Below are 25,104 nucleotides of genomic sequence, written 5' to 3'. Positions count from 1 at the left end.
CCTTGGAAATTTCGACAGACTAGGTGGATTCACCCTTTTCTTTCAAGTAATTTCCTTGTTAGAATAGAAGAGGGAGTTACATAATTTACTAGATAGCTTGCTTAAGAGGAGAGGTTTATTTTGAAATGGAGTAAGGTAGCGACATCATTCTGTTTAGTCACAATGTGCGTCATGCCGTTTCAATCAGCAATCGCTGCTGAGAGTGGATCGGCTAAGAGTCACGGGAAGAGAACAATTTCGATGAGCAAGAAAGAGATAACAAGCCCGGTTCCACGGTTCGTGTATGATTCCGGTCTCAGCTTCGAATATCCGGATGCGGTAAGGGGAGTTTATGTCACGGCTCATTCAGCCGGTGGGGATAGGTTCGAAACGCTCACAAAATTAATGGATACGACAGATTTAAATGCGATGGTCATTGATATTAAAGATGACGTCGGGAATGTAACCTATGTACCGGAAGAGTCCTCTCCATATGCCAAAGTGGGTCAGCCATATATTAAAGATCCCGAAGCGATGTTAAAGACGTTGGAAGAAAAGAAAATTTATCCGATTGCCAGGGTTGTTGTGTTTAAGGATACGGTACTTGCAAATCAAAGACCCGATTTGAGTTTTAAGGAGGGTGATAAGGTTTGGTCAAATGGCGGAGGAGACTCATTCGTTAACCCATTCCTGAAAGAAGTTTGGGATTACAATGTGGGCATTGCCATAGAAGCAGCAAAAATGGGCTTCCAGGAAATTCAGTTCGATTATGTGCGTTTCCCTGAAGGATTTGAGAAAAGGGATAATGAACTTACTTATAACGGAGGGGAATATGCCAAAGAAGACTCCGATAATGTACAAAAACGCGTGCACGCCGTTACTGACTTTGTGGAATATGCTCATAAAAAGCTTGAACCATATGGCGTGAAAGTGTCGGTTGACATTTTCGGCTACACGGCAACATTACCGGAAGCACCCGGGATCGGCCAGAATTTCTCGAAGATCTCCGAGAATGTAGATGTCATCTCATCTATGATTTATCCGAGTCACTGGACCCCTTATTTCGGTATTGCAAAACCGGATTTACAGCCTTATGAATTAGTCACTGAATATACCAAGGTGGAAAAAGCCAAAATAGCACAATTGAAAAACAAGCCGATTTCAAGGCCATGGCTGCAGGATTTCACTGCAACATGGTTGGGAAGCGGGAACTATAAACCGTATGGAAAAGCTGAAGTAGAAGCCCAGATCAGAGCTTTGAATGATCAAGGAGTCAATGAATTCCTTCTGTGGGATGCCGGTAATTCATACACTGAAGGCGTAGATTATACGCCTTGATAGAAGAGACTGACCTGTAAACAAGCAGGTCAGTCTTTTTACGTAAAAAGGAATTCTCCCCCCTAAACATAGCTTTCCATTTGAAAAAGGGATCAGATATTGTTATCATTAAATTATTGGTAAGATTAACCGCTTTCAACCACAATACCCTCTTCATAGGCACTCGCCTGTGATTCCGTATGATCAATCCCACGGATAAGACTAACATCCAACATAATCAAATCATTCTTGAGAATCATAATGGTATCACGTTAGTCAATGGCACATAAATCTTATTTAAAGGAGTAGATCCATGCACTGGTATGAAAAATTAAATCAGTATTTCCCTGTAGAGGAAATGAAATCAAAAGAACATCTTGAATCACTGCTTAAAGAAAGAAGCGACATCTATCATAAGGATGAGGGGCCTCATCATGTGCTTATGTACGCTGAACTTGAAGACTTCATCTTTATCGATTACCTCTTTGTTTCAAAGGATGCCCGCGGTCAAGGCCTCGGTCATAAACTGCTTGATAAGTTGAAGGAGAAGAAGAAAGCGATCATTCTGGAAGTTGAGCCGGTGGACTATGATGACACGGACACGGAAAAGCGCTTGAAATTCTATAAGCGTGAAGGCTTTGAACACGCTGTCAGTATCGGATATGCCCGTCGTTCACTTGCCACGAACGAAATAAATGAAATGGAAATTCTATATTGGGCTCCGCAACATGAATCTGAAGATCTTATCTTCGAGTCCATGAAAAAAACCTATGAACTGATCCACACCTATAATGATCAGAAATTCTATGGTGCTTCTTATCAGCCCGTTGAAGAGGTCTTAAAGAAAGATGAAGATCGTGACGGGGATGTACTTAAAAATCTTTAAGCTAAAAGAACCTTATTGTCTATTCGCAATAAGGTTTTCTAAATGAAAAAATGGAAATGCAATATCATGTTTAAACTCAAGCTGTACCGGGTAAACCCATAATAGAATACAGAAGATATAGCTATGTTAAACCTATGTATAGGAAATTTGACAAATTAGTTAAAACTATGTTCAAGGGACAGTAATTCATGTATAATACATAATAGAGATTTCTTATTTAAACTAATTTTAATTAAGGGCGTTTAAATAAACTCTATATTATAAAAAATCCTTAAGGGAGTGTGAATGATTCGTGGTTACATTATTCACTTCACCTAGTTGTACATCTTGTCGCAAGGCAAAAGCTTGGTTAGAAGAGCATGAGATTCCATATACAGAACGCAACGTATTTTCTGAGCCATTAAGCATTGATGAAATCAAGGAAATCCTTCGTATGACTGAGGATGGAACAGATGAAATCATTTCTACCCGTTCTAAAACATTCCAAAAGCTTAATGTAGATTTAGAAACCTTACCACTTCAAGAGTTGTTCGAGCTTATTCAAAAAAACCCCGGGCTTTTAAGACGTCCAATCATCCTGGATGAAAAGCGTCTTCAAGTAGGGTACAATGAGGATGAAATCAGACGATTCCTTCCAAGAAAAGTTCGCACATTCCAACTTCTAGAAGCTCAAAGAATGGTAAACTAAAGTATTCTTACATTCTCAGGCTTTCATGTTTGGGAATATATAAGTAAAAGGGGCTGACCCTTCAAGGAACGTTGCGTATCCTTTCGGGTCAACCCCTTTTATATTAGATTAAGTATTATCACTTGAATTTTCTGCAAATATTCGCTAAAATGTCAAAAACACCTAGTGGGATTTGTGAGAAAAAAATGGGTGTTAGTTTAATTCCATTTTCTACGGTTTTATCATAAAATAGAAGTACAAGGTACAAACTAACCTAAATGTATCTTCTATCTTCACCAGCAATAGAGCATTCATGCTCAGAGGGTGTAGTCCCTTCACTAACATCATGCAAGAAGGGAGAGGTGTTAATTGGAAATCGAACGCATTAATGAAAATACCGTCAAGTTCTATATTTCTTATGGGGATATAGAGGATCGCGGCTTTGACCGTGAGGAAATCTGGTATAATCGCGAAAGAAGTGAAGAACTCTTCTGGGAAATGATGGATGAAGTTCATCAGGAAGAAGATTTCGGAATTGAAGGACCGCTGTGGATTCAAGTTCAGGCGTTAGATAAAGGGCTTGAAGTACTTGTTACAAGAGCTCAGGTTTCAAAGGATGGTCAGCGATTTGAGCTTCCTATTCCAGAGGATAAGCTTAAAGAACTTCCAGTCGATGAACGTATAGAGGAGCTTCTGGATCAGCACTTCCAGATCAAACAGGATCAGGATGGGGAAGCAGAAGTGGTATTGGATTTCACGCTGAAATTCAATGATTTTGAAGATGCGATTTCCCTATCCCATCGAATGAAAGACATGCCTATGGAGCATCTGGAAACGAAGCTGCTTGCATTCGAAAATAAATATTTTATTTATGTTAAATTTTCTGAAGAGCACTTCACAGAAGAAGATATCGACAATACGTTAAGCATACTGCTTGAATATGCCGATGAGTCACGAATGACCGTTCATCGCCTTGAAGAGTATGGAAAAGTGGTCATTCACGAACATGTCTTTGAGACATTAAGTGAACACTTCTCGTAAGGATCAATACCGGTTTCAATTAGAAATCGGTATTTTTTTATATTTATTTCTCAGTTAAACCGCCTTGTCCCTTATCGTGACAGGGGACGATTTTCATTCATCTATGACAAAGCTTCATAATTTAGGAATCATTAAGCCGGTGGAAGGTGTTAAACGTATGAAAAACACAGTAAGGGTCCTATTATTTATTGCCGTTCTTGTACTAAGCTATATTTTCTATTTTGATCAATATCTTTCCGGGATGGTGAAATACATAAGTATTGTATTTACATTCTCCGTCATTGTCATTGGGTTTCTCATTTTCTTTGAAAATCGCCATCCTACCCAAACCTTGACATGGCTGGTCGTGTTGGGCGCTTTTCCGTTTCTGGGATTCATTTTTTACTTATTATTTGGCCGAAATTATCGTAAAGAAAAGATGTATAAGAAGAAGTACATATTGGATCAGGAAACCTATAATAGATTTGAGCCCGGTCCAAAGGAGATAAACGCCGATATGTTTGGCTTATTTCAGGAGAAGCATTTTCAGCTTGCGCAGAGAATCGGGAACAGCGCCATATCGTTTTCAAGTGAAACGAAATTGCTGACAAATGGTACGGAAACATTTGGAGAAATACTAAAGTGGTTAAAGACTGCGAAGCATCATATCCATATGGAGTACTATATTGTACGTCATGATGAAATAGGAAATCAGATTAAGGATATCCTCATTGAACGAGCCAATAACGGTGTCAAAATCCGTTTCCTGTACGATGCGGTCGGTGCCTGGCAATTATCAAAGGATTATATAACTGAACTTAAGGATGCGGGGATCGAAGTGGTTGCGTTCGGTCCTGTGAAAATCCCCGTTCTAAATAACAAGTTCAACTTTCGAAATCATCGAAAGATCATTGTGATCGATGGCAGTATCGGATTTGTGGGAGGTCTTAATATCGGGGATGAATATTTGGGCAAGAATCCACATTTCGGTTTTTGGCGGGACACGCATCTATTTGTCAGGGGAGAAGCGGTGCGCACATTGCAGTTGATCTTTCTTCAGGATTGGTATTATATGACGAACGATGATTTTCTCACCCCTGGATACTTAAGTCCTGACCCCCTTGAAAATACACATGACGGCGGAGTTCAGATGATTGCAGGGGGACCGGACAATGAGTTGAGCGTATTGAAGAATATTTTCTTCTCGATGATCACCTCGGCGAGAAAGAGTGTGTGGGTTGCCTCCCCTTATTTCGTTCCGGATGAAGACATTTTCTCAGCTCTCAAGATTGCAGCTTTAAGTGGTGTGGATGTAAGGTTGCTCGTTCCTCATAAACCTGATAAGCGAATTGTTTTTCATGCTTCCCGTTCCTATTTCCCTGATCTCCTTGAGGCAGGGGCCCGTATCTTTGAGTACCAGAAGGGGTTCATGCATAGTAAAATCGTGATCGTCGATGAAGAAATGGCTTCGATCGGGACATCGAATATGGATATGAGAAGCTTTCATTTGAATTTTGAAGTGAATGCATTCCTGTATAAAACGGAAAGTACTTCGTCGATTGTGAAGGAATATCTCCATGATTTAGATGATTCAGAAGAACTACAGCTGGAAGAGTTCCAAAAGAGACATCTTGGATACAGGATTCTTGAGTCCACTTCGCGGTTAATGTCCCCTCTATTATAAAAAAGGGCCATCAAGTGATTTTTTGCTTGAAGGCTTTTTTTTGCAGGAATTTCCCGATTTATAGCGAATGATTCTTTAAGGAGGTGTTCTATGTTAACAGCTTTATTCAATCAGCAGGCCTTTACAACGATCCATTATAGCAGGGAAGAATTGAAGGTGTTAAGAAGTAAGGGGCACGCTTTTCATTGTCCCCATTGTTCTTCCAGGTTACGATTGCGCATCGGAAGTCAAAACATACCCCATTTTGCCCATGTGTCCCACTCTGATTGTGAGGTGGTGAAGCATGAGTCCCCAGAACATCTGTTAGGTAAACAGCTCTTATATGACAGGATAAACTCCCTCTATACAGACGTAAAGCTAGAGCATTATGTAAAAGAGCTTAAGCAGATCGCTGATATTTATGTGAAAACAGCTACCAGGGAAATTGCCATCGAAATCCAGTGTTCTACCATCCCGCTCCCTGAAATCCAAAATCGGACACGGGGTTATCATAGCCGGAAGATCATCCCGTTTTGGATCTTGACTCAGCCCGTAAAGTACAATGATCTTCTGACTCTATCTTCCTTTCAACAGTCTTTCATCCGGTACTCACCGCATTTAGACTATCATCTGCTCCAATTTCTCCCTGAGAAGGGCAGTTTTCAATTATTCCACCATCTGCTGCCCCTTACAGCTTCGACATTTATGAGTCCAGCACCCATTACCATTCCCCTTGGGCGATTTACCCTGCCGCCCTCCATTCCTGACACCACATTCCATCAACCATACCAATTTAAGAACTGGAACTACTATAGAACCAAGTGGATATACAATAAACTACATTATCAACAGCCAAGAAAAGATGGATTTCTACGGGAAGTGTATGGGTCTGGGGACACGTTCCTGTATCTGCCTCTTTATATTGGTCTCCCCCTCATCCCTCATGGAATTCATATTAAAAATCATGTGGTGGAATGGCAATACTATATATGGAAAGACTGCTTGAAAAGGGATCGCTTTTTCTCTGAAGAGAGTGTGTACATGGCGTTGAATAGAAGACTTACTAAAGGACATATCGAGCTCCGTCCTTTACCGTTCGTGAAGGAGGATGAAGTGATGATGAGAATCGCAAGGGGATATGTATGGATTCTTGAAGAGATGAAAGTGCTTAGCAGAGTGAGTAAGAATCAATTTCAGCTTTCTGAGCCTTGGAGCTGCCCGGATCATTTCTCTGCCTTTGAACAGCATCGGGAGGATTTTTTTCCTGTATGGAAGCATATATTAAAAAAGCTATAACTAAGATTGTATTGTTGCAGGAAATTCTTAGATAAGAGAGAATGTAACTATAAGGAATTTTCTGTGGATTTCAGAATGGAGGATATATATGTCAAAAGATACAGCTACTAAAAGTCTGCCTGGTAGAAAAGAGGTAGAGGAGAAGTTAACGTGGAGATTGGAAGATATCTTCGCAAGTGATGATGCATGGGAAGAAGAATATAAAGAAATCAAAGAGTTAACAAAGAAAGCAGATGAATTCAAGGGAACATTGGGTGATAGTGCGGATCAGCTTTACAAAGCATTTGCCTTTCAAGACGAAATGATGGAACGTATGGGGAAGGTGTATACATATTCTCATATGCGCTATGACCAGGATACAACCAATTCCTATTATCAGGGACTCGACGACCGTGCCAAAAGTCTTTATACACAATTAGGAAGTAAGTTTGCTTACCTGGTGCCTGAAGTGCTTTCCATTGAAGAGAAGAAGCTTCAAACGTTTCTTGAGGAGAAGGAAGAACTGAAGAAGTATAAGCATGCTTTGGAGGAAATCAATCTGCAGCGTCCCCATGTTCTTTCAGCTGAAGAAGAGGCGCTCTTGGCGCAGGCATCTGAAGTGTTCAGTGCTGCAAGTAATACGTTCGGGATGCTGAACAATGCGGATCTCGAGTTTCCGAGCATTAAAGACGAGAACGGGGAAGAAGTGGATATTACCCACGGCCGTTTTATCCGATTCCTGGAGAGCAGCGATCGCCGTGTCCGGGAAGAAGCCTTTAAAAAGGTATACGAGACGTACGGTAAATTTGAAAACACATTTGCTTCCACTTTAAGCGGTGCAGTGAAGAAGGATAATTTCATTGCAAATGTCAGACACTACGATTCTGCGAGGCATGCGGCATTGTCCAACAACAATATCCCGGAACAAGTGTATGACAACCTCGTTGATACCGTCAATAAGAACCTTCATCTGCTGCAGCGTTATGTGAAGCTCCGCAAAAAAGTGCTGGGGTTGGATGAGGTCCATATGTATGACTTGTATACGCCCCTTGTAAAGGAAGTCAAAATGGATATAAGCTATGACGAAGCACAGAACATGATTCTTGATGGATTAAAGCCACTTGGTGAGGAATATGCCAATGTCCTGAAAGAGGGATTTGAAAACCGCTGGGTGGATGTAGTCGAAAATAAGGGGAAGAGAAGCGGTGCCTACTCATCTGGAGCATACGGCACAAACCCTTATATCCTGATGAACTGGCAGGATAATGTAAACAATCTATTTACACTGGCTCATGAATTTGGACACAGTGTTCACAGCTATTATACACGCGGTTCCCAACCGTACACGTATGGTCATTATTCCATCTTTGTTGCTGAAGTGGCATCAACGTGCAATGAAGCTTTATTGAATGATTACCTGTTAAATACGATCGATGATGAGAAGAAACGGTTGTATCTCTTGAATCATTATCTGGAAGGATTCAGAGGAACCGTTTTCCGACAAACGATGTTTGCAGAATTCGAACATCTCATCCACAAGAAAGCACAAGAAGGAGAAGCCCTGACTTCAGAATTCTTAACAAAAGAGTACTATGAATTGAATAAAAAATATTTCGGTGAAGATATTTCGATCGATGAAGAAATCGGCTTGGAATGGGCGCGTATCCCACATTTCTATTACAATTACTACGTCTACCAATATGCAACAGGGTTCTCGGCGGCAACCGCCCTTAGCCAACAGATATTGGATGAAGGGGAGCCTGCAGTCGAGCGCTACATCGATTTTCTGAAAGCAGGAAGTTCAGATTACCCTATTGAAGTGTTGAAGAAGGCAGGAGTGGATGTGACGACATCCAAACCGGTGGAAGACGCTTGTAAAGTCTTTGAGGAAAAGCTGAATGAAATGGAAGAGCTTTTAGAGAAACTCCAATAAATGGATTCAAAGAAACACCCCGCCTGAATACTTCAGGCGGGGTGTTTTATATTTATGGCATGTTGATCGTTAAGGTCCGTCCCTCATTTCATCGATTTGAATCCTCTAAAACGATTTCGGTTTCCGAGTGAGTGGAAGAAGAGGAGGAGCGAGAGAAAGAGGATGGGGGATGTGATATAGACCGGAACCAGGTGCATGAGGCCGAGGATATTGATGAAGAAGCTGATCAGGATCAAAAGGAGGAGGATTCCATATTTCATTTTCACGAGCATAGCTATTCCCTCCGTAAGTTGTCTTATTCCTATGTATATGATGAGGGTGGAGATAACATGTTTCGATTTTGACAATATTGTGAAATACCATACAAACAACTTGCCAATACAAGTGGACCCATGGTATATTATCAGTGTGAAGTTGATCACAAGCAAACATATACCCCTTTGTTTGACCGTGAAAAATTTCTCCCATCCCCTTTGTTCGTATTGAAAAACCGATGTTGGAAACAACATCGGCTTTTCTTGTTTTATGAGGTTTTAATTATATTGAAATACTTATTGACTGATATATTTCCAAAAGGTTCCGTGTTTGGCAGGGAGCTTTTTTACTTTTTGCTGAAGTGTCCATTTCTTCATCTGCTTTTCTACTTCTTCTATTGATAGATCGTACACAACGGCTATCTCCTTCGATGCGACCACGCGATAATACTTCATGAATACTTCCAGAGGAGGCAATGGCTGCTTTTCAGGCTTTGCCGCAAGCATTTCTTCAATAATATGAACATACACCTCATAGGAATACAATCCTGTAATCTTCAGGCCTTCATCTTCAATATTCTCATTGAAGAAGACGAGCGTTGGAATTTCTTCCACTTCCATTTCCGACGTGATCTTGACATCACATTGGAACGCTTTGGATGCAGAAGATGAGTTAATATCGTTCATGAATTCATTGATATCAAGCTTGGCAGCCCGAGCGCATTCCTTCAGGACCTCAATGTCCGAGATGTCCTGTTTCTCAAGGAATAATCGTTCCTGTAAGAACCGTAAAAAGCGGATTCCCGAATGCTTTCCTTGCAGCTCTGCTGCTTTGATGGCGAATGAAGCGAGATAGGGAGAATCAATCGGGTTCTCGATCCATAAGCTTCCATCGCACGACATTCCGGAGCGGCTCGCTGTTTTATCCCATTGCTGAGCCAGATCTTCCTGTTTGCGTTTCGTCGCAAGGTTCAGGGAGGAGAGCTGGCCGCTTAGAATATAGCGGATCCGGAAGTATTGTCCGTATTCAATGTGCAATTTCTTTAAGACTGGTTCAAGCGCCCAGCATTCCGGGCAGAGAGGGTCAACAAACATATATATTTCCAGAGGTTTCTTGTCACGTCCACACCCTTTAAGGTGATGCCAGCTATTCGTTCTAGTCAATGGTATGACCCTTAGGTGTTTCTGTATTCACCATATGATGGGCGGTTAATGCGAGTCTGTGAAAAAAGTCATCTCTTACTGGACCCTCTAGATTGACTTCATCCATTGCCTCATGCATACAGCTTAACCAGGCCTTGGCCCGGTCCTCCGTGATCGGAAAGGGCAGATGCCTTGCACGCAGCATAGGGTGTCCATGCTCCTCTGTGTAAAGGGCTGGACCGCCTAAATATTGCGTTAGAAATTGTTTTTGTTTCCGAGCCGTCTCGGTTAAATCATCCGGAAATATCGGTGCCAATCCGGGATGATTTGATACTCTATTATAGAAAGCGTCAACGAGCATGGAGAGTTTCTTTTCGCCGATAAGATCATAAGGCAATTGTGGTTTCTCGACCATAAGAATGACTCCTTTTTACTTAGATTGTATGTTCATTCTAGCAAGCATTCATCCATATCTCAAACAAATCGCCTTACAATGCCTGCGTATTCCTGAATTAGTGTTGCCTTCTTTGTTTTCTCTATCCTGAATTTCATGGAAAAGAAGGATTTGAGAGCCGTGGAACAGGTGGGGGTCTATCGGACCATTTCACAAGGATCCAAATAAAAAAGACCGCCCTGAATTGGGCGGCCGGCCTTAATAGAGAAGAGGATCGTCAGGCGAAATAGCGATCCGTCACTTTTTTTACATATGAGGTGGTTTCCTTGAACGGTGGGATGCCGTTATATTTATCGACATTTCCAGGACCTGCATTGTAGGCTGCCAGTGCAAGGTGGATATCCCCATTGTATTTATCGAGCATTTGCTTTAAGTATTTTGTGCCGGCGAATACATTTTCTTCCGGGTCAAAGATGTTGTTCACACCAAGCCCCCTTGCTGTACTCGGCATGAGCTGCATCAACCCTGTTGCACCTGCAGGACTGACGGCGTCCGGGTTGAAATTGGATTCCTGTTTAATGACAGATTGAATCAGCTTTTTAGGCAGGCCATAATGATCCGCTGCACGGGAGATGATCTCGTCGATTTCCTGAGGCGCATTCCAATGCGGCTTGTTTATACTGGAAATCTGCGGGATGCCTGCGGTCACCGGTAAAGAAGGGTTCGATCTCCATGCTTCATTGACGGCCCCCAGGGTTTGATTCATATCTCCGTTATATTGGCTTGTGTGAAGAGCTTGATTGAGAAGCTGTTGAAACAAGTCATTGGATTGACGAGTAGTATTTTGCATGGACGATACTGAACCCAGGCTGTTCAGGGCCTGAAGCTCCATCATCGTTTTCAGCTGCTGAACATTCATGTGTATGACTCCTCTTTTTTACAGTTATTCCTATAGTATATCGGTCACGATTCATCCTGTTTTAATTTCTCTAAGTAAAAACGTTTGATTTTATTTTCCGTTTTACGGAGTGGGATGTGGTGTTCCTTCAGTAATTCCAGGAAAATCGCTTCACCAGATGTCCGTTCTTTCACTTCATATTCGAGCTCGTAGTCTTCCTTTTGTAAATAAGAGCTTTTGTCGAAGACCAGTAGTCCGTCCCTATAATCGATTTCAGCCCTGCTGGTAGAGAGCGTTCCAAAGTGTTGAAGGGATGCGCGTGGGATGGAAAGGGACTCCAGTGCATCACTTACTTCTCCTTGAGGAAATGTACCTTCGTGTAGTAGGGAATGGGCTTCCTGTTTGGATAAGGTTTGGTTCGTCTCCAGGAGGTCTTCGTTTAAAGGGGTCTTTAACGTTAATGTATACCCACCGTTTTTCTCCCGTATCCTCAGGGCGGATTGTTTTTCTTTTAATCGATAATCAGACGTATCGAAATAGTGATTATCCTGAGAAATGAAATCTACCTCTTTTATATGAAAATGGGAGGTTAAGCGGATAAATTCATCTTCTGTTACAAGATTCTTAAATTCTATCTCAATTTCCTGTGTCATCACAAGCATCCTTTCCTTGCATACTGTCTCTATTATCTCTTTAATAGACTCTTTTAGCAAAATATCCTTTTTTGATATAAGGTCTACATTGGCTCTGTCAATTAGTGTGTGTATGGAGGGTGAGGTTTTCTGACAGAGCTAAAAGGTAAACATTATTTAATACATTTCTCAGCTCACCTTAATAGTATTAAATGAAATTAAAGATTAAAAAAACTACTGATTGAATTAAGCCTGTACTAAAACTTTGAAAAATTGTTTAAGCAGAATGTATAGAATAGAAGCTAAGAGTGGATTGTAGCGGAAGGCACTTGACTCCTGCGGGATATAGAGGAAAGGTCGAGACCCCACAGGGCTATGCCCGAGGAGGCTCGACTTCCTCCCCGCGGAAAGCAAGTGCCTGGAGCGGAAAGGAACGGTCTATGTTTTCACACTACTACTTATCCAGAAAATAAATTAAGTGAGCCCCAATATAAGAGGACTTCAATATTTAGATGAAATGGTTGTGTTATGTTAAAATGATACTGATTGTTTAATGGAAGGATGAAGAAACGCATGAGGAAAATTGTTCAATTTCAACACACAACATACGAAAACGGTACATTATACTTACATACGGACCAGACGGAACTCTTACAAGACACGACAGCGGCCGGACAGATCATTGCAGATTCCGATCGCTATGCTTTCGTATACCTGGCTGAAAATGAAGAGGAATATGTATACTTATACCTGGAAGAATCCATCTGGCCTGAGTTGAAAAAAGCCCTCGACGAGAAGGCGGCGGTCGTGGCTAAAAGTGAAGACTATACCCTTGAATTGAATCAGTTCACTGAGGAACTCGACTATCTCGTTGATAATATAGAAGGAAACGGGAACTACGGTGACGAAATGGTTAAAAAGGTAGAGAGTGTATTTCTTGAAAAGTAGGCGTGTAGAGGTGAGGGGAATGAATCACTGGGAACAATTTTTAGCTCCCTACAAGCAGGCGGTCGATGAATTAAAGATTAAGCTTAAGGGGATGAGGGGAGAATATGAACTCCATAATACCCATTCTCCCATTGAATTCGTGACGGGCAGAGTGAAGCCTATCGCGAGTATCCTGGACAAAGCGAATAAAAAAGGGATCAAGCTATCAAATATCGGGACAGAGTTGCAGGACATTGCCGGACTCAGGATGATGTGTCAATTTGTGGAAGACATCCATGTGGTGGTAGAAAAGCTTCGCAGTCGCAGGGATTTTACGATTATTGAAGAGAGAGATTATGTGACCCATAAGAAACAAAGCGGATACCGCTCCTACCACGTGGTCATCGACTATCCGGTACAAACGATTCACGGTGAAAAGAATATCCTGGTCGAAATTCAGATCCGTACGCTTTCGATGAATTTTTGGGCTACGATCGAGCATTCGTTGAATTATAAGTACAGTGGACAAATTCCTGAACAGATTCGTCATCGCCTCCAAAGTGCTGCAGAGGCAGCATTCAGGCTCGATGAAGAAATGAGTTTGATCAGGGAAGAAATACAGGAAGCCCAGGTCATTTTCACAAATAAAAAGGAAAAGGATCAGCGGGGCTCCGACCCAAAACAACAGTGATTTGAAGGGGGTAAACGAATGAAATTCGCGATTACATCAAAAGGTGATTCAAAGTCCAATACATTAATGCACAAAATGAGGACCTATCTGCAGGATTTCAACCTGACCTATGATGAAGATCAACCGGATATCGTCATTTCCGTAGGAGGGGATGGAACGCTTCTTTATGCCTTTCATCGCTATAGGTCAAGGCTTGATAAGACGGCTTTTGTCGGCGTACATACGGGTCACCTCGGCTTTTATGCCGACTGGGTGCCTGAAGAGATCGAGAAACTTGTCATTGCCATTGCGAAGACGCCTTATCAGATCATTGAGTATCCTCTATTGGAAACGATCATCCGTTATCAGCATGGAGGAAAGGAAACCCGATATCTCGCTTTAAATGAATCAACGGTTAAGAGCGTGGAGGGTACCCTTGTCATGGACGTGGAAATCAGGGGTCAACATTTTGAACGGTTCAGGGGAGATGGACTCTGCCTATCCACTCCATCCGGCAGTACCGCCTATAATAAGGCACTGGGAGGGGCGATCATTCATCCGTCTTTACCCGCCATCCAATTCGCTGAAATGGCTTCCATCAATAATAGGGTGTTCCGTACCATCGGTTCACCTCTGATATTACCAGCGCATCATACATGCATGCTGAAGCCTGTAAATGGCCCGGATTTTCTGGTGACGATCGATCATCTTTCACTCCTTCACAAAGATGTGAAAAGCATTCAATATCGTGTCGCGGATGAAAAGATCCGCTTTGCCCGCTTCCGCCCTTTCCCGTTCTGGAAACGGGTGCATGATTCGTTTGTAGCGGATGAGTAAGGTTTTGCAGGTGAAAGGCTATACTCTTACATGGACCATTCCGTCAAGCTATGAAGGGAAGCTGATGAGGGAGTTTTTGATCGATCAAAAATTGTCAAAGCGGACACTGACGGCTGTCAAATTTGACGGAGGAAGCATCACGATCAATGGAAACGAAGAAAATGTCCGTTATCCCCTCTCTGAAGGGGACGTGCTACAGGTGAGATTCCCTGAAGAAAAACCGAGTGAAACGTTAATCGCGGAAGAAACCCCTCTTTCAGTCGTATATGAAGATGCCGACGTCCTTGTCGTTGATAAGCCGTGGGGAATGAAAACGATCCCCACGAAAGAAGAGCCGACAGGAAGCCTCGCAAATGCCATTCTCGGGTATTTCACTCAAAAGGGCATTTCGTCAACGGTTCATATCGTTACCCGATTGGATAAAGACACATCCGGTTTGGTCCTTGTGGCGAAACACCGGCATGTCCATCATCTATTCAGCCTTCAGCAGAAGGGAAGGGAAATCAAGCGGACGTATGAAGCCTTCGCAGAGGGTGTGATGAATGAGTTTGGTATGATCGAAGAGCCGATTGGCCGAAAGTCCGACAGCATCATCGAAAGAGAAGTGAGAGAAGACGGACAATATGCCTTGACCCATTACAGAGTGAAGAAGCAGTTTTCGGAATTTTCCCACGTGGAGTTGAAGCTTGCAACAGGCAGAACCCATCAGATCCGGGTTCATCTGTCGTTCATCGGGCATCCTCTCGCCGGAGATGATTTATATGGAGGCAGTATAGAGCTCATCGGGAGGCAGGCCCTGCACTGCAAAAAGCTGCACTTCTTCCATCCTATTACAAAGGAATGGTTGGAGTTAGAGGCCGGAATGCCGTGTGATATGAAGATGCTGCTTGACAGGCAGTAAGAGACCCTGATCAATTTGATCAGGGTCTCTTTTTTTATGATTGATCAAGAACGATTATCCACGGAATTTCTCTTCCACAAAAGGCATACTCGATGGTACACTGATGACCTCCATTTCAGGATATTTCAGCGCAGAAAGCTTTCCGCCGAACACAGCCCCCGTATCGATGTTGGCGGTTCTATTGACGAAGCGTGCTTCTTTCACAGGTGTGTGACCGTACACAATCCAGGCGTCTCCTTTATATTCACGGGCCCAATCTTTTCTGACGGGTGTTCCGTCTTCATTCTTTTCCCCTGTAATGTCCCCGTACAGGACGAAGGTTTTCACCCGGTTCGTCTTTTTTCCGATTAATTCCTCCTTTATGCCTGCGTGTGCGAGGATGAGCCTGCCCTCATCCAATACCTGGTACAGGGGGGATTGTTCATACAGTTCAATGAACATATCCCGATATCTGTTTCTTTCCTTTTCTGTGAGGGCACTGAGTTCTGCGACGGTTGTTTCCAGACCGTGAAGGATTTTTACATTGTTCCCTAAGAAATAGCGGTAAAGCTTATTGCAATGATTCCCGGGCACATAATAAACAGAATTGTTTTGAAAGAGAGAGTGGACCATGGATATCGTCTGCAGGGAGTGATGTCCCCGATCGGTCAGGTCCCCCACGAATCCAAGTTTCCTCTCTTCCGGATGAACGGGGAGGCCGGTACTCCAATCATACCCAAGCTTTATCGTCAACTTTCTCAATTCTTCATAACAGCCATGAACATCACCGATTATATCGATTTTCATCCCTGCACTTCCTTCCCAACGTGCCTTTTTTCTTTTCTTTTCCCGATTTTTATGACATATTAATGATTCAGTCTTTCATATCGGACGGTTAAATATTCATTAAAGGTTTTTTGTATAGTATAAAGCAAAAGAATGCATGAATGGTTATGATTTCATAAGAGACAATCGCCTCGAGATTTGCTAGTATTATTACGACTATATTCAATTTACGATAAGAAGGAGGGTGTACTTGATGTCTGAGGTAACTCAAGATCAGGAAAAAGACAGAGATAAACAGGAAAAAGAAATGTACGATGAAGACCTTCTCATTAGAGCCCTTCAGGAAGAGGATCTGGATTTATTCCGTTCAGAATTCGTTCAATTACACTCTTATGACCAAGCGAAGTTTTTCTCTAAAATAGATGAAGATTTACGAAGCCGTCTGTACCATTATCTTTCTCCGGAAGAAATGGCAGAGCTGTTTGAAAGCCTGGATATCGATGAAGAGGACTATCAGGATATTTTAGCCGAAATGAACCCTACATATGCCGCTGAAATGCTTTCCAATATGTATGCCGATGACGCTGTGGATGTCTTGAATGAACTCGATAAAGATCAGGTTGTCAGCTATTTGACGATCATGGATGATGAATCGGCGAAAGAAATCAAAGAATTACTGCATTATGAAGAATATACAGCCGGTAGTATCATGACCACCGAGTTCGTGGCCATTTCGCAAAATCAGACCGTACGATCGGCTATGTATATATTGAAAAATGAAGCACCGAATGCGGAAACGATTTACTATATATATGTTGTGGATGATGATAAAAAACTTGTAGGGGTCATTTCCCTTAGAGATTTGATCATCAGCCATGATGATGTCATGATCGGGGAAATCATGAGTGGCCGTGTGATGAGTGTGGGCGTGAGCGAAGATCAGGAAGCGGTGGCACGGCAAATGAAGGATTACGACTTCCTTGCCCTGCCAGTTGTTGATTTTCAGCACCATCTACTCGGGATCATTACAGTCGATGATATCATGGACGTCATGGAAGAAGAGGCTTCCGATGACTACTCCAAACTTGCCGGTATCGCCGATTTGGATTCCATTGACAGAAGCCCCATAAATGCAGCGAAAAAGCGCCTCCCGTGGCTCATTGCTTTATTATTTCTTGGGATGTTCACGGCAAGCCTCATCGGCCGGTTTGAAGACACCTTGGATAAAGTTGCGATCCTTGCCGTATTCATCCCGTTGATTGCCGGGATGGCGGGAAATACAGGGACTCAGGCGCTGGCCGTTGCCGTCAGGGGGATTGCCACCGGGGATTTGGAAAAAGAAAACAAGATGTCCCTGGTCATCCGTGAAGCGGGGACCGGTCTTATCACCGGAACAACCTGCGGAGTCGTTGTCAGTATCGTCGTGTATGTGTGGAAGGGTGAGTTCTTCTTAGGCATCCTTGTAGGCGTATCCGTCTTAATCTCATTATTCGTTGCAACCCTCGCCGGTACATTAGTACCCCTTATTATGCACAAGCTAAAAGTAGATCCGGCTGTCGCGTCCGGTCCTTTTATCACGACGATTAATGACATCATCAGTACATTGATTTATCTTGGTTTAGCGACCATGTTTATGAATTACCTAATATAGAGAGAAGAGGGGGAGGAATGAATGGAACAACATGCATCCGTTGCATCGCTTGTCATTGTAATTCTTGTAGCTTTTTTAACTCCCATATTGCTGCATCGGTTCAAATTGAATTTTATCCCGGTCGTCATCGCGGAAATTATAATGGGATTGGTTATAGGAAAGAGCGGGTTTAATCTCGTTCATCAGGACATGTGGCTTGAGACATTGTCTACCCTGGGGTTTATTTTCCTCATGTTCTTAAGCGGTCTTGAAATTGATTTCACTGCTTTTTCAGGCGGGAAAAAGAAAAAAGAGATTTTGCCAAGTGGGAAAGAAGAACCGAATCGTTTGAAATTGGCCATTATCATTTTTATCGGTATTTTCTTTGTATCACTCGGGCTTTCTTATTTATTTGTCTTATTTGGACTCATAGATAATGCATTCTTGATGACATTGATCATTTCGACAATCTCCCTTGGTGTCGTGGTCCCTACCCTAAAGGAAGCCCATATCATGAAGAGTGCCATCGGGCAGATCATATTGCTCGTAGCGGTCATTGCAGACCTTGTGACTATGATCCTGCTTGCTGTGTTCGTGTCTCTTTACGGGGAAGGGCACGGAAATATGTGGCTCCTTCTGATCCTGTTCGGGGTCGGGCTGATGCTGTACTTCCTGGCAAAGAGATTAAAGAACAATCCGTTCATCAAAAGTTTATCGACGGGGACCGTCCAAATCGGCACCCGTGCTGTCTTTACACTGATCATGCTGCTTGTGGCAGTATCTGAAACGGTGGGAGCGGAAAACATCCTGGGGGCGTTCCTGGCTGGTGTGCTTGTATCCTTGCTTGCCCCAAATCAGGAAATGGTCCACAAGCTTGATTCATTTGGATATGGATTTCTCATCCCGATTTTCTTCGTGATGATCGGGGTGGAGCTGGATCTTGGGTCACTACTTAGTGACAAGAAGATGCTCTTACTCATTCCGTTTTTGGTTCTGGCATTCCTGGTTTCCAAAATCATACCCGTATACTTACTGAGATACTGGTATGATACGAAAACAACGATTGCCTCAGCATTTTTACTTACATCAACATTATCCTTGGTGATTGCTGCTGCAAAAATCGCAGAAAGAATCGAAATTATTACACCTCAAATGAGTGGTACACTCATTTTGGTTGCCGTGATTACCTGTATCATTACACCGATCATCTTCAAAAAGCTTTTCCCAAGGGAAAGTGCAAAAGAGAAGAAGCTGAAAATCACGTTCCTGGGTGCAAATCAATTAACCATGCCGGTTTCCAGGGAACTTCAATCCTCCTTATATGAACCTGTGCTTTATCATACCAAGCAGGATAAATCAGATCGGAGCATCACGGATTCCCTGTTCACGATCAATGAGATCGATGATTATGAACTGAGTACACTCGAAGACAAGAATATCTTTGAGTCGGATATCATTGTGATCTCCACAGGTGATGAAGAAGTGAATGCCACACTCGCAGTCACGGCAAAAGAGTATGGTGTAGGTCGTGTGATCGTAAGGGTGGAAAGCCCTGATCTGCATGAGAGCCTGCGTGAACAGGATATCGAGGTATACTCTGTGTTCTTATCAACGAAAGCTTTATTACGTGCGCTCATCGAGTCACCGTCCGTTATGAGCATCCTGACGAATCAGGAAACATCCCTATATGAGATCCGAATGCTGAACAGCCAGTTTGAAGGCATGACTCTCCGGAAATTCCCGTTCACGGGTGATGTCATCTTTGTCAGGATCTTCAGGGGGAAAGATTCCATCGTTCCCCATGGGGATACAGAGCTTCACATGAATGACCGCCTGATCGTCACAGGCTCAAAAGAATACGTGGACGAACTCAAACGAGAACTCGAATTCTGTGAATACTGCTAACATGAACCCTGCTTCCCGAGAAAACTTTTTCTTGGGAAGTTTTATTTTAAAGAGGAGTTTTCACTCTCATCACTTAATAGATACTATAAAATAAAAAATTCAGGAGGGAATGTAAATGTGGGAAACGAAAATAGTGGAGATCAGGGAAAAGGTAAAGGAAAGTCTCGAGGGTTTATCATTTGAAAAACTGAACCAAAAACCTTCACCACAGGAATGGAGCATCGCGCAAATCGTCCTTCATCTCGCAGGTGCGGAAACCCGCTTTTTGACCCTTGCCCTTGAATCGGCCGAAAACCAGTCGGGGGGAAGCGGAACTGACGTCGATTTGTCCGTATTCGATGATCCAGCCCAAAAACTAAAAGCACCCATCGAGCCCTCTTCTGATCCAAAAACCAGGGAAGAGTTGATGAAAGCCCTTGATGAGTCCCGTTCCCTTACGACACAATTTCTTGAGGAATACACAGAAGATGGATTGGACCGGCAATCCATGCATCATCACCGCTTTGGGGAGATGCCGATCTGGCAGGTGCTTGAGCTGCTCGGGAAGCATGAACAAAGGCATTTACTGCAAATTGCAGATGTTAAAAAGAGAATTGGGTAGGAATCTTCTTTTCTTTTACAGTCGATTGCGGTAGAATTAGTAGTAGGTACTAATAACATGTATTAATTAGGAGGATAATAATGACTCTTTCATTAAAAGGTAAAACATATGTCGTGATGGGAGTTGCGAATAAGCGCAGTATCGCGTGGGGGATTGCACGTTCTTTGCATCAATCCGGTGCACGGTTGATTTTTACATATGCAGGTGAGCGTTTTGAAAAAGGTGTCAGGGATCTTGCCGGAACACTGGAGGGCGGAGAAGATTCACTCGTTCTGCCATGTGATGTAACAAGTGATGAAGACATTGAAAAATGCTTCACAGCAATCAAGGAAGAAGTCGGTGTCATTCATGGACTGGCTCATTGTATCGCGTTTGCCAACAAGGAAGAGCTGGCAGGCGATTATATGAATACGACTCGGGACGGTTTCCTGCTTGCTCACAATATCAGCTCCTACTCATTGACTGCGGTTGCGAAGGTAGCCAAGGATCTAATGACAGAAGGCGGAAGCATCGTTAGCATGACATACCTCGGTGGAGAGAGAGTCATGCAGAACTATAACGTGATGGGTGTGGCCAAAGCTTCCCTTGAAGCGAGTGTGAAATATCTTGCGAGCGACCTTGGGAAGCATGGCATCCGTGTGAATGCCATTTCTGCAGGTCCGATTCGTACCCTGTCCGCGAAAGGTGTAGGGGACTTCAACAGCATTCTGAAAGAAATCGAAGAGCGTGCTCCACTGCGCCGCAATACAACACAAGAAGAGGTTGGTGATACGGCGGTATTCCTTTTCAGTGATTACTCAAGAGGGATCACAGGAGAGAACCTTCATGTAGATTCAGGTTATCACGTGTTGGGATAATTCAACGCGCTACGGCTTCGGGATACCATTCCCGGAGCCGTTTTTTTTTGTGTTCATCACCGGGAATCGTAAAGTTTTCATAAAAATGAAACCCCTGGGCGCTTTTTGCATACATATAAAAGTGGAGAACAATTAGGAGGTGTCACAGTGAGAAAAGAGCCAAAAGCGGGGAAGAAACCTTTGCTATATATAAACCAGCCAAGATTAGAAGAGGTCAAAGGGAATATGCAAGTGACCTACCGCTCAACCAAGAAGCCGCAGCCCCAACCAGGAATGAAAGACAATCATCCTATATCCGCCCCGGAATCATCTAAAAAAGAGAAACAGGAAGATAAATATTATGAAGAGGAGTATTCCATGCTTCAGGAAAATCCTGTGAAGGATACTCCGGCACAACCAAGTCCTGAGCCTGCTGAACGGAAAGCGGCCACTTCTGCCTTCAGAAAATTAAAGCCATTCCGGGACCTGACAATAGACGAGAAACTAGACTATATCTCAGCGAGTATTTACGGCAAAGTACCTTTTCCGTGTGAGTTTTCAAATGGTATATTGTCAGTGAAAGGTATCATTCTGGAAGATGATGGTGATGAAATCACCGTTAAAAGCTTTCAAGGGGAAGAAGTGAAAATGAGGAAGAACGAATTGACATCCATCAAGATGATCGGCCTGCAATAAAAAAAGAGCCAGGCGGGATTCCCGGCTGGCTTCTTTCAGCTGAATAACGGATTATTCACATTCTAATTCGACGAATACGTCTTTGATACATTGAATCGCACAGAAGCAATCCAGGTCGACCGTGATACATTCTCCAGTTAAAACCCATTCAGTGTTATTGCCCATAGTCTCCATTTCAGACCCGGATCCTGATCGTGAACCAGAACCGGTACTATCAGCATAGTCAGGCTTTAATACTTGAAGAGTCGCACAGCAGTTATCGAACACTTCTTTTACCCGGAAAAATGGTGATTTCCAAGGGCATCCTTTGATGTGTGCTTTGAATGTATCACCGTTTTTTAGATATAACTTGAAGATACGAGTGTTTAAACGGTCAGCAGGACTCACCATTGCACCCAGTGGCTCTAGGAAACAATCGTGTCTACAATCGTTACACTCTTGGTTTGCTTCGTCTTGGATATCTTTAATAGCACGGACGGCTTGACATACGCAACCACGATTTTTTGAACTATTGTCTTTATCTCTTCCGCAACCCATATAGAAGTTCCTCCTTAAAATGAATTTCATTTACATTACTAACATATTGTCTAGTGGGTATTTAGGTAACGGACATCTGCCCTCTTTTGGAAATTTGGGCTTGTATAATTTGCGAAATGAAGGGAGTCTTTCCATTGCAGCTAACTTTCGTTGAACTGCTCGCCCTTGGGTTAGCCATATTTCGATTAACCCATCTCATTGTCTTTGACAAGATCACTGAATTTTTAAGAGCCCCATTTTTTGATGAATCGATAGAGGTGGAAGAGAATGGCGAGGAAGCGGTCTATATCACTCCTAAAAAGGGTGGGCTGACGGGGTTTATCGGTGAGTTGTTGTCCTGTTATTGGTGTACGGGTATATGGGTATCGATCTTCCTGTATGGAGGATACTTCTTTTTCCCGCTTTATTTCATTCCTTTCATCACTCTTTTGGCTGTCGCAGGAATTGCCGCTATCTTGGAAGCTGTAGTCCAAAGTTTGAAAACTGACTGATACTTAGGTAATTAGTGGAAACAAGCTTGGATTTCTTCACATATACTAAAAAGGGAATAAGGAAAAAGGAGGAAATAAATAGTGAAGAAAACCTCTACAAATACAAAGAAACAAGGAAACTCATCCACCAAGAAAAAGGGATGCGGTTGTGGATCGAAAGTGAAAAAAAGCTAAGACTGCTCAAATTGGGCAGTCTTTTTTTCATAAAAAATGACTTTATGAAAAAAATAAAGGGTGAGTACAAGTAAAAGAGGGATATAGCATGATCAAAAACCGAATCATCATTCCGCTTGCTTTATTTGTGTTGGTCGGATGCGCAAATAAGGAAGATGGAAGCGACAGCAAGATTGCACTTATGAAGAAAACCAATCCGCCCCCAATTGAATTAGTCGACAACCCTGAGACGGACAGCTATGGGCATGCCATCAAAAGGGAAATCTCCAAAATGAACGAGCTCTACGATGTAGCTGTCATCCAAGGGAAAAAAGAAACGCTCGTTGTGTACAAAGTGAAACATCTGCACCGATTCAAAATGAAAAGCATTGAAAAAAAAATGGACCGTTACTTGGAAGATAAATATCCTAAAGAAGATTTTATATTATCCAGTGATTATAAAATCTTTCTCGAAACCATCCGCTTAAAAGAAAAACTGAAAAATGGGTCGATATCCAAGAAAGATGCTGAAACAAGGTTCAAGGATATCGTGAGGCTTCAAAAGGAAAAAACGTAGGAGGAATGTTTCGTGGGGAAAACACCAAAAACACCCGAACAGAAAAAGTATGAGCAGTTAGAAAAACAATATGAAACAAAGCGTCCCTTACTTAAAAATGTCATCAAGGCGTTCTTCGTCGGAGGCTTCATCTGTTTAGTCGGACAGGCGGTCACGTACATGTATATTTATTATTTCAACTTCACGGAGCAGACGGCAGGGAATCCGACGGTCGCCACGATGGTCTTTCTGGCTATGCTGCTGACGGGCTTCGGGGTGTATGACCGCATCGGCCAATTTGGCGGGGCGGGAAGTGCCGTCCCTGTCACCGGCTTTGGGAACGCCGTGATTTCTGCGGCCATTGAGCATAGAACAGAAGGTCTCGTCCTTGGTGTTGGCGGGAATATTTTCAAACTCGCGGGCTCTGTCATCGTCTTCGGGGTCTTTTCCGCTTTTGTCGTTGCCCTAATCAAGACCATTTTAATCCAATTGGGGGTGATCTAATGCTCCAGGGCAAACGATCATGGGTGTTTCCTACCAACCCGGCCATTCTTTCAACCGGTGTGGTGGGTGGACCTTTTGAAAAAAAAGGAAACCTCACCTCTGACTTCGATCAGTTTTACGATGATGTATGGATGGGGCAGGATACGTATGAAAAAGCCAATCGCACCCTCATTGAGGATGCCGTTCAGATTGCATTGGAAAAACAATCACTTCAAAAAAGTGATATTCAATTTTTCTTAACAGGGGACCTGATCAACCAAATTACCCCTTCAAGCTTCGCTGCAAGAACCAATGGAATTCCATACTTCGGATTATTCGGAGCCTGTTCGACATCAATGGAAGGCCTCGCTCTTTCAGCATTTTTAGTCAACTACCATGGCGCTCATCATGTCGTTACGGGGGCCTCCAGTCATAACTCCGCAACCGAGAAACAGTTCCGCTATCCTACTGAATATGGCGGCCAGAAACCTCCAACCGCTCAATGGACGGTAACTGGGGCAGGTTACGCTGTAATTGGGGAGGGGGCATCAGTCACAATGCCGACTCCGAGAGTGACGTCTGCAACGATCGGGAAGGTGATGGATATGGGATTGAAGGACCCATTTAATATGGGTGGTGCCATGGCCCCGGCGGCCGTTGATACCATCACTGGTCATTTTCAGGATCTGGATAGGGATCCTTCGTACTACGATCTCATTATTACTGGAGACCTCGCAAGGATCGGAAGACAGACGGCAGTTGAAATGCTGAAGCAAAAAGGATATACACTCAATGATCAGCAATTTAAAGACTGCGGGATGCTGATTTACGGTGAAAATCAGCCGGTGCAATCAGGGGCAAGTGGACCTGGGTGTTCAGCGACCGTATTATATGGGCATCTATTGAATGAAATGAAAAAAGGAACCTATAAACGCATCTTAGTCATAGCGACAGGAGCGCTGTTATCACCCCTGACATTTCAACAAGGTGAATCAATTCCTTGTATTGCTCATGCGGTGTCGATTGAATATATGTAGGGATGAAAGGAGGAAATT

Annotated in this window: 27 protein-coding genes; 20 read left to right on the top strand and 7 right to left on the bottom strand. The window is 43.0% G+C overall.

Annotated features, from left to right (window positions below):
* Window positions 1–117 precede the first annotated feature (117 nt).
* The 7 genes from CN378_RS13975 (at window position 118) to pepF (ending at window position 8,740) form a co-directional block, all read left to right on the top strand.
* The gene (locus CN378_RS13975; RefSeq protein ID WP_483295087.1) at window positions 118–1,317 is read left to right on the top strand and encodes a putative glycoside hydrolase; all 1,200 of its coding nucleotides are present in this window, start codon (window positions 118–120) and stop codon (window positions 1,315–1,317) included.
* A gap of 292 nt (window positions 1,318–1,609) precedes the next feature.
* A complete protein-coding gene (locus CN378_RS13970) occupies window positions 1,610–2,182 on the top strand; it encodes a GNAT family N-acetyltransferase (protein WP_098352876.1) in 573 nt (190 codons plus the stop codon).
* Between the two features lie 292 nt (window positions 2,183–2,474).
* On the top strand, window positions 2,475–2,870 hold the full coding sequence (spxA, locus tag CN378_RS13965; RefSeq protein WP_032089161.1) for a transcriptional regulator SpxA: 396 nt from the start codon (window positions 2,475–2,477) through the stop codon (window positions 2,868–2,870).
* Between the two features lie 348 nt (window positions 2,871–3,218).
* A complete protein-coding gene (gene mecA / locus CN378_RS13960; protein WP_098352874.1) occupies window positions 3,219–3,890 on the top strand; it encodes an adaptor protein MecA in 672 nt (223 codons plus the stop codon).
* 157 nt (window positions 3,891–4,047) lie between these two features.
* The gene (gene cls, locus CN378_RS13955; RefSeq protein WP_098353049.1) at window positions 4,048–5,553 is read left to right on the top strand and encodes a cardiolipin synthase; all 1,506 of its coding nucleotides are present in this window, start codon (window positions 4,048–4,050) and stop codon (window positions 5,551–5,553) included.
* A gap of 90 nt (window positions 5,554–5,643) precedes the next feature.
* A complete protein-coding gene (locus CN378_RS13950; RefSeq protein ID WP_098352872.1) occupies window positions 5,644–6,828 on the top strand; it encodes a competence protein CoiA in 1,185 nt (394 codons plus the stop codon).
* Window positions 6,829–6,916: 88 nt separating this feature from the next.
* Window positions 6,917–8,740 (top strand): oligoendopeptidase F, encoded by a 1,824-nt coding sequence (gene pepF, locus CN378_RS13945; RefSeq protein ID WP_098352871.1) that lies wholly within the window; start codon window positions 6,917–6,919, stop codon window positions 8,738–8,740.
* An 83-nt stretch (window positions 8,741–8,823) separates the two neighbouring features.
* Here the strand turns inward: pepF and CN378_RS13940 are convergent, their stop codons facing one another.
* The 5 genes from CN378_RS13940 to CN378_RS13920 all read right to left on the bottom strand — a co-directional run bounded on the left by CN378_RS13940 (window position 8,824) and on the right by CN378_RS13920 (window position 12,082).
* Window positions 8,824–9,012: a hypothetical protein gene (locus CN378_RS13940; protein WP_098352869.1), complete on the bottom strand. Its 189-nt coding sequence runs from the start codon at window positions 9,010–9,012 to the stop codon at window positions 8,824–8,826.
* Window positions 9,013–9,291: 279 nt separating this feature from the next.
* Window positions 9,292–10,158 (bottom strand): ClpXP adapter SpxH family protein, encoded by an 867-nt coding sequence (locus CN378_RS13935; RefSeq protein ID WP_257141149.1) that lies wholly within the window; start codon window positions 10,156–10,158, stop codon window positions 9,292–9,294.
* The gene (locus CN378_RS13930; RefSeq protein WP_098352865.1) at window positions 10,151–10,552 is read right to left on the bottom strand and encodes a globin domain-containing protein; all 402 of its coding nucleotides are present in this window, start codon (window positions 10,550–10,552) and stop codon (window positions 10,151–10,153) included. Before CN378_RS13930 ends, CN378_RS13935 begins: the two co-directional genes overlap by 8 nt.
* Before the next feature lie 256 nt (window positions 10,553–10,808).
* The gene (locus CN378_RS13925; RefSeq protein WP_098352863.1) at window positions 10,809–11,450 is read right to left on the bottom strand and encodes a lytic transglycosylase domain-containing protein; all 642 of its coding nucleotides are present in this window, start codon (window positions 11,448–11,450) and stop codon (window positions 10,809–10,811) included.
* A gap of 44 nt (window positions 11,451–11,494) precedes the next feature.
* Window positions 11,495–12,082 carry a CYTH domain-containing protein gene (locus CN378_RS13920; RefSeq protein ID WP_098352862.1) on the bottom strand — a complete coding sequence of 196 codons (588 nt, stop codon included), beginning with the start codon at window positions 12,080–12,082 and terminating at the stop codon, window positions 11,495–11,497.
* A gap of 552 nt (window positions 12,083–12,634) precedes the next feature.
* Between CN378_RS13920 and CN378_RS13915 the strand changes: the two genes are divergently transcribed.
* From CN378_RS13915 to CN378_RS13900, 4 genes are read left to right on the top strand one after another with little or no spacing between them, the layout of a single operon-like run.
* Complete coding sequence (locus CN378_RS13915; RefSeq protein WP_098352860.1) at window positions 12,635–13,009, top strand: UPF0738 family protein; 375 nt, start codon at window positions 12,635–12,637, stop codon at window positions 13,007–13,009.
* A 19-nt stretch (window positions 13,010–13,028) separates the two neighbouring features.
* Window positions 13,029–13,679, top strand: coding sequence for a GTP diphosphokinase (gene yjbM, locus CN378_RS13910; protein ID WP_098352858.1), 651 nt, complete (start codon window positions 13,029–13,031; stop codon window positions 13,677–13,679).
* Window positions 13,680–13,697: 18 nt separating this feature from the next.
* Window positions 13,698–14,495 (top strand): NAD kinase, encoded by a 798-nt coding sequence (locus tag CN378_RS13905; RefSeq protein WP_098352856.1) that lies wholly within the window; start codon window positions 13,698–13,700, stop codon window positions 14,493–14,495.
* Between the two features lie 10 nt (window positions 14,496–14,505).
* The gene (locus tag CN378_RS13900; RefSeq protein WP_306471874.1) at window positions 14,506–15,396 is read left to right on the top strand and encodes an RluA family pseudouridine synthase; all 891 of its coding nucleotides are present in this window, start codon (window positions 14,506–14,508) and stop codon (window positions 15,394–15,396) included.
* A gap of 54 nt (window positions 15,397–15,450) precedes the next feature.
* On the opposite strand, the gene prpE is transcribed toward CN378_RS13900, so the two are convergent.
* Window positions 15,451–16,182: a bis(5'-nucleosyl)-tetraphosphatase PrpE gene (prpE, locus tag CN378_RS13895; RefSeq protein ID WP_098352852.1), complete on the bottom strand. Its 732-nt coding sequence runs from the start codon at window positions 16,180–16,182 to the stop codon at window positions 15,451–15,453.
* Window positions 16,183–16,468: 286 nt separating this feature from the next.
* Between prpE and mgtE the strand changes: the two genes are divergently transcribed.
* The 5 genes from mgtE (at window position 16,469) to CN378_RS13870 (ending at window position 21,829) form a co-directional block, all read left to right on the top strand.
* Entirely contained in the window at window positions 16,469–17,812 is a 1,344-nt protein-coding gene (gene mgtE, locus CN378_RS13890) for a magnesium transporter (RefSeq protein ID WP_098353047.1), read from the top strand.
* Window positions 17,813–17,833: 21 nt separating this feature from the next.
* On the top strand, window positions 17,834–19,696 hold the full coding sequence (locus CN378_RS13885) for a monovalent cation:proton antiporter family protein (protein WP_098352850.1): 1,863 nt from the start codon (window positions 17,834–17,836) through the stop codon (window positions 19,694–19,696).
* Window positions 19,697–19,811: 115 nt separating this feature from the next.
* Window positions 19,812–20,297: a DinB family protein gene (locus CN378_RS13880; protein WP_098352849.1), complete on the top strand. Its 486-nt coding sequence runs from the start codon at window positions 19,812–19,814 to the stop codon at window positions 20,295–20,297.
* 80 nt (window positions 20,298–20,377) lie between these two features.
* Window positions 20,378–21,154: an enoyl-ACP reductase FabI gene (gene fabI / locus CN378_RS13875; protein ID WP_098352847.1), complete on the top strand. Its 777-nt coding sequence runs from the start codon at window positions 20,378–20,380 to the stop codon at window positions 21,152–21,154.
* A 147-nt stretch (window positions 21,155–21,301) separates the two neighbouring features.
* A complete protein-coding gene (locus CN378_RS13870; protein ID WP_179884925.1) occupies window positions 21,302–21,829 on the top strand; it encodes a CotO family spore coat protein in 528 nt (175 codons plus the stop codon).
* Window positions 21,830–21,880: 51 nt separating this feature from the next.
* Here the strand turns inward: CN378_RS13870 and CN378_RS13865 are convergent, their stop codons facing one another.
* Complete coding sequence (locus CN378_RS13865) at window positions 21,881–22,366, bottom strand: CotY/CotZ family spore coat protein (RefSeq protein ID WP_098352843.1); 486 nt, start codon at window positions 22,364–22,366, stop codon at window positions 21,881–21,883.
* Window positions 22,367–22,500: 134 nt separating this feature from the next.
* Here CN378_RS13865 and CN378_RS13860 point away from each other — a divergent pair, with 134 nt between their 5' ends.
* The 4 genes from CN378_RS13860 to spoVAD all read left to right on the top strand — a co-directional run bounded on the left by CN378_RS13860 (window position 22,501) and on the right by spoVAD (window position 25,086).
* A complete protein-coding gene (locus CN378_RS13860) occupies window positions 22,501–22,857 on the top strand; it encodes a DUF1360 domain-containing protein (protein WP_098352841.1) in 357 nt (118 codons plus the stop codon).
* Window positions 22,858–23,119: 262 nt separating this feature from the next.
* Window positions 23,120–23,587, top strand: a complete 468-nt coding sequence (locus CN378_RS13850) for a sporulation protein (protein WP_098352837.1) — start codon at window positions 23,120–23,122, stop codon at window positions 23,585–23,587.
* Between the two features lie 12 nt (window positions 23,588–23,599).
* Entirely contained in the window at window positions 23,600–24,070 is a 471-nt protein-coding gene (gene spoVAC, locus CN378_RS13845; protein ID WP_098352835.1) for a stage V sporulation protein AC, read from the top strand.
* Window positions 24,070–25,086 (top strand): stage V sporulation protein AD, encoded by a 1,017-nt coding sequence (spoVAD, locus tag CN378_RS13840; protein ID WP_098352833.1) that lies wholly within the window; start codon window positions 24,070–24,072, stop codon window positions 25,084–25,086. Before spoVAC ends, spoVAD begins: the two co-directional genes overlap by 1 nt.
* The last annotated feature ends 18 nt before the right edge of the window (window positions 25,087–25,104 follow it).

It is taken from the genome of Bacillus sp. AFS015802 (genome assembly GCF_002561455.1).
GTDB lineage: Bacteria > Bacillota > Bacilli > Bacillales > Bacillaceae_B > Rossellomorea.
Note: the sequence above shows the minus strand (reverse complement) of the source record. Positions and strands in the feature narration are given on the sequence as shown.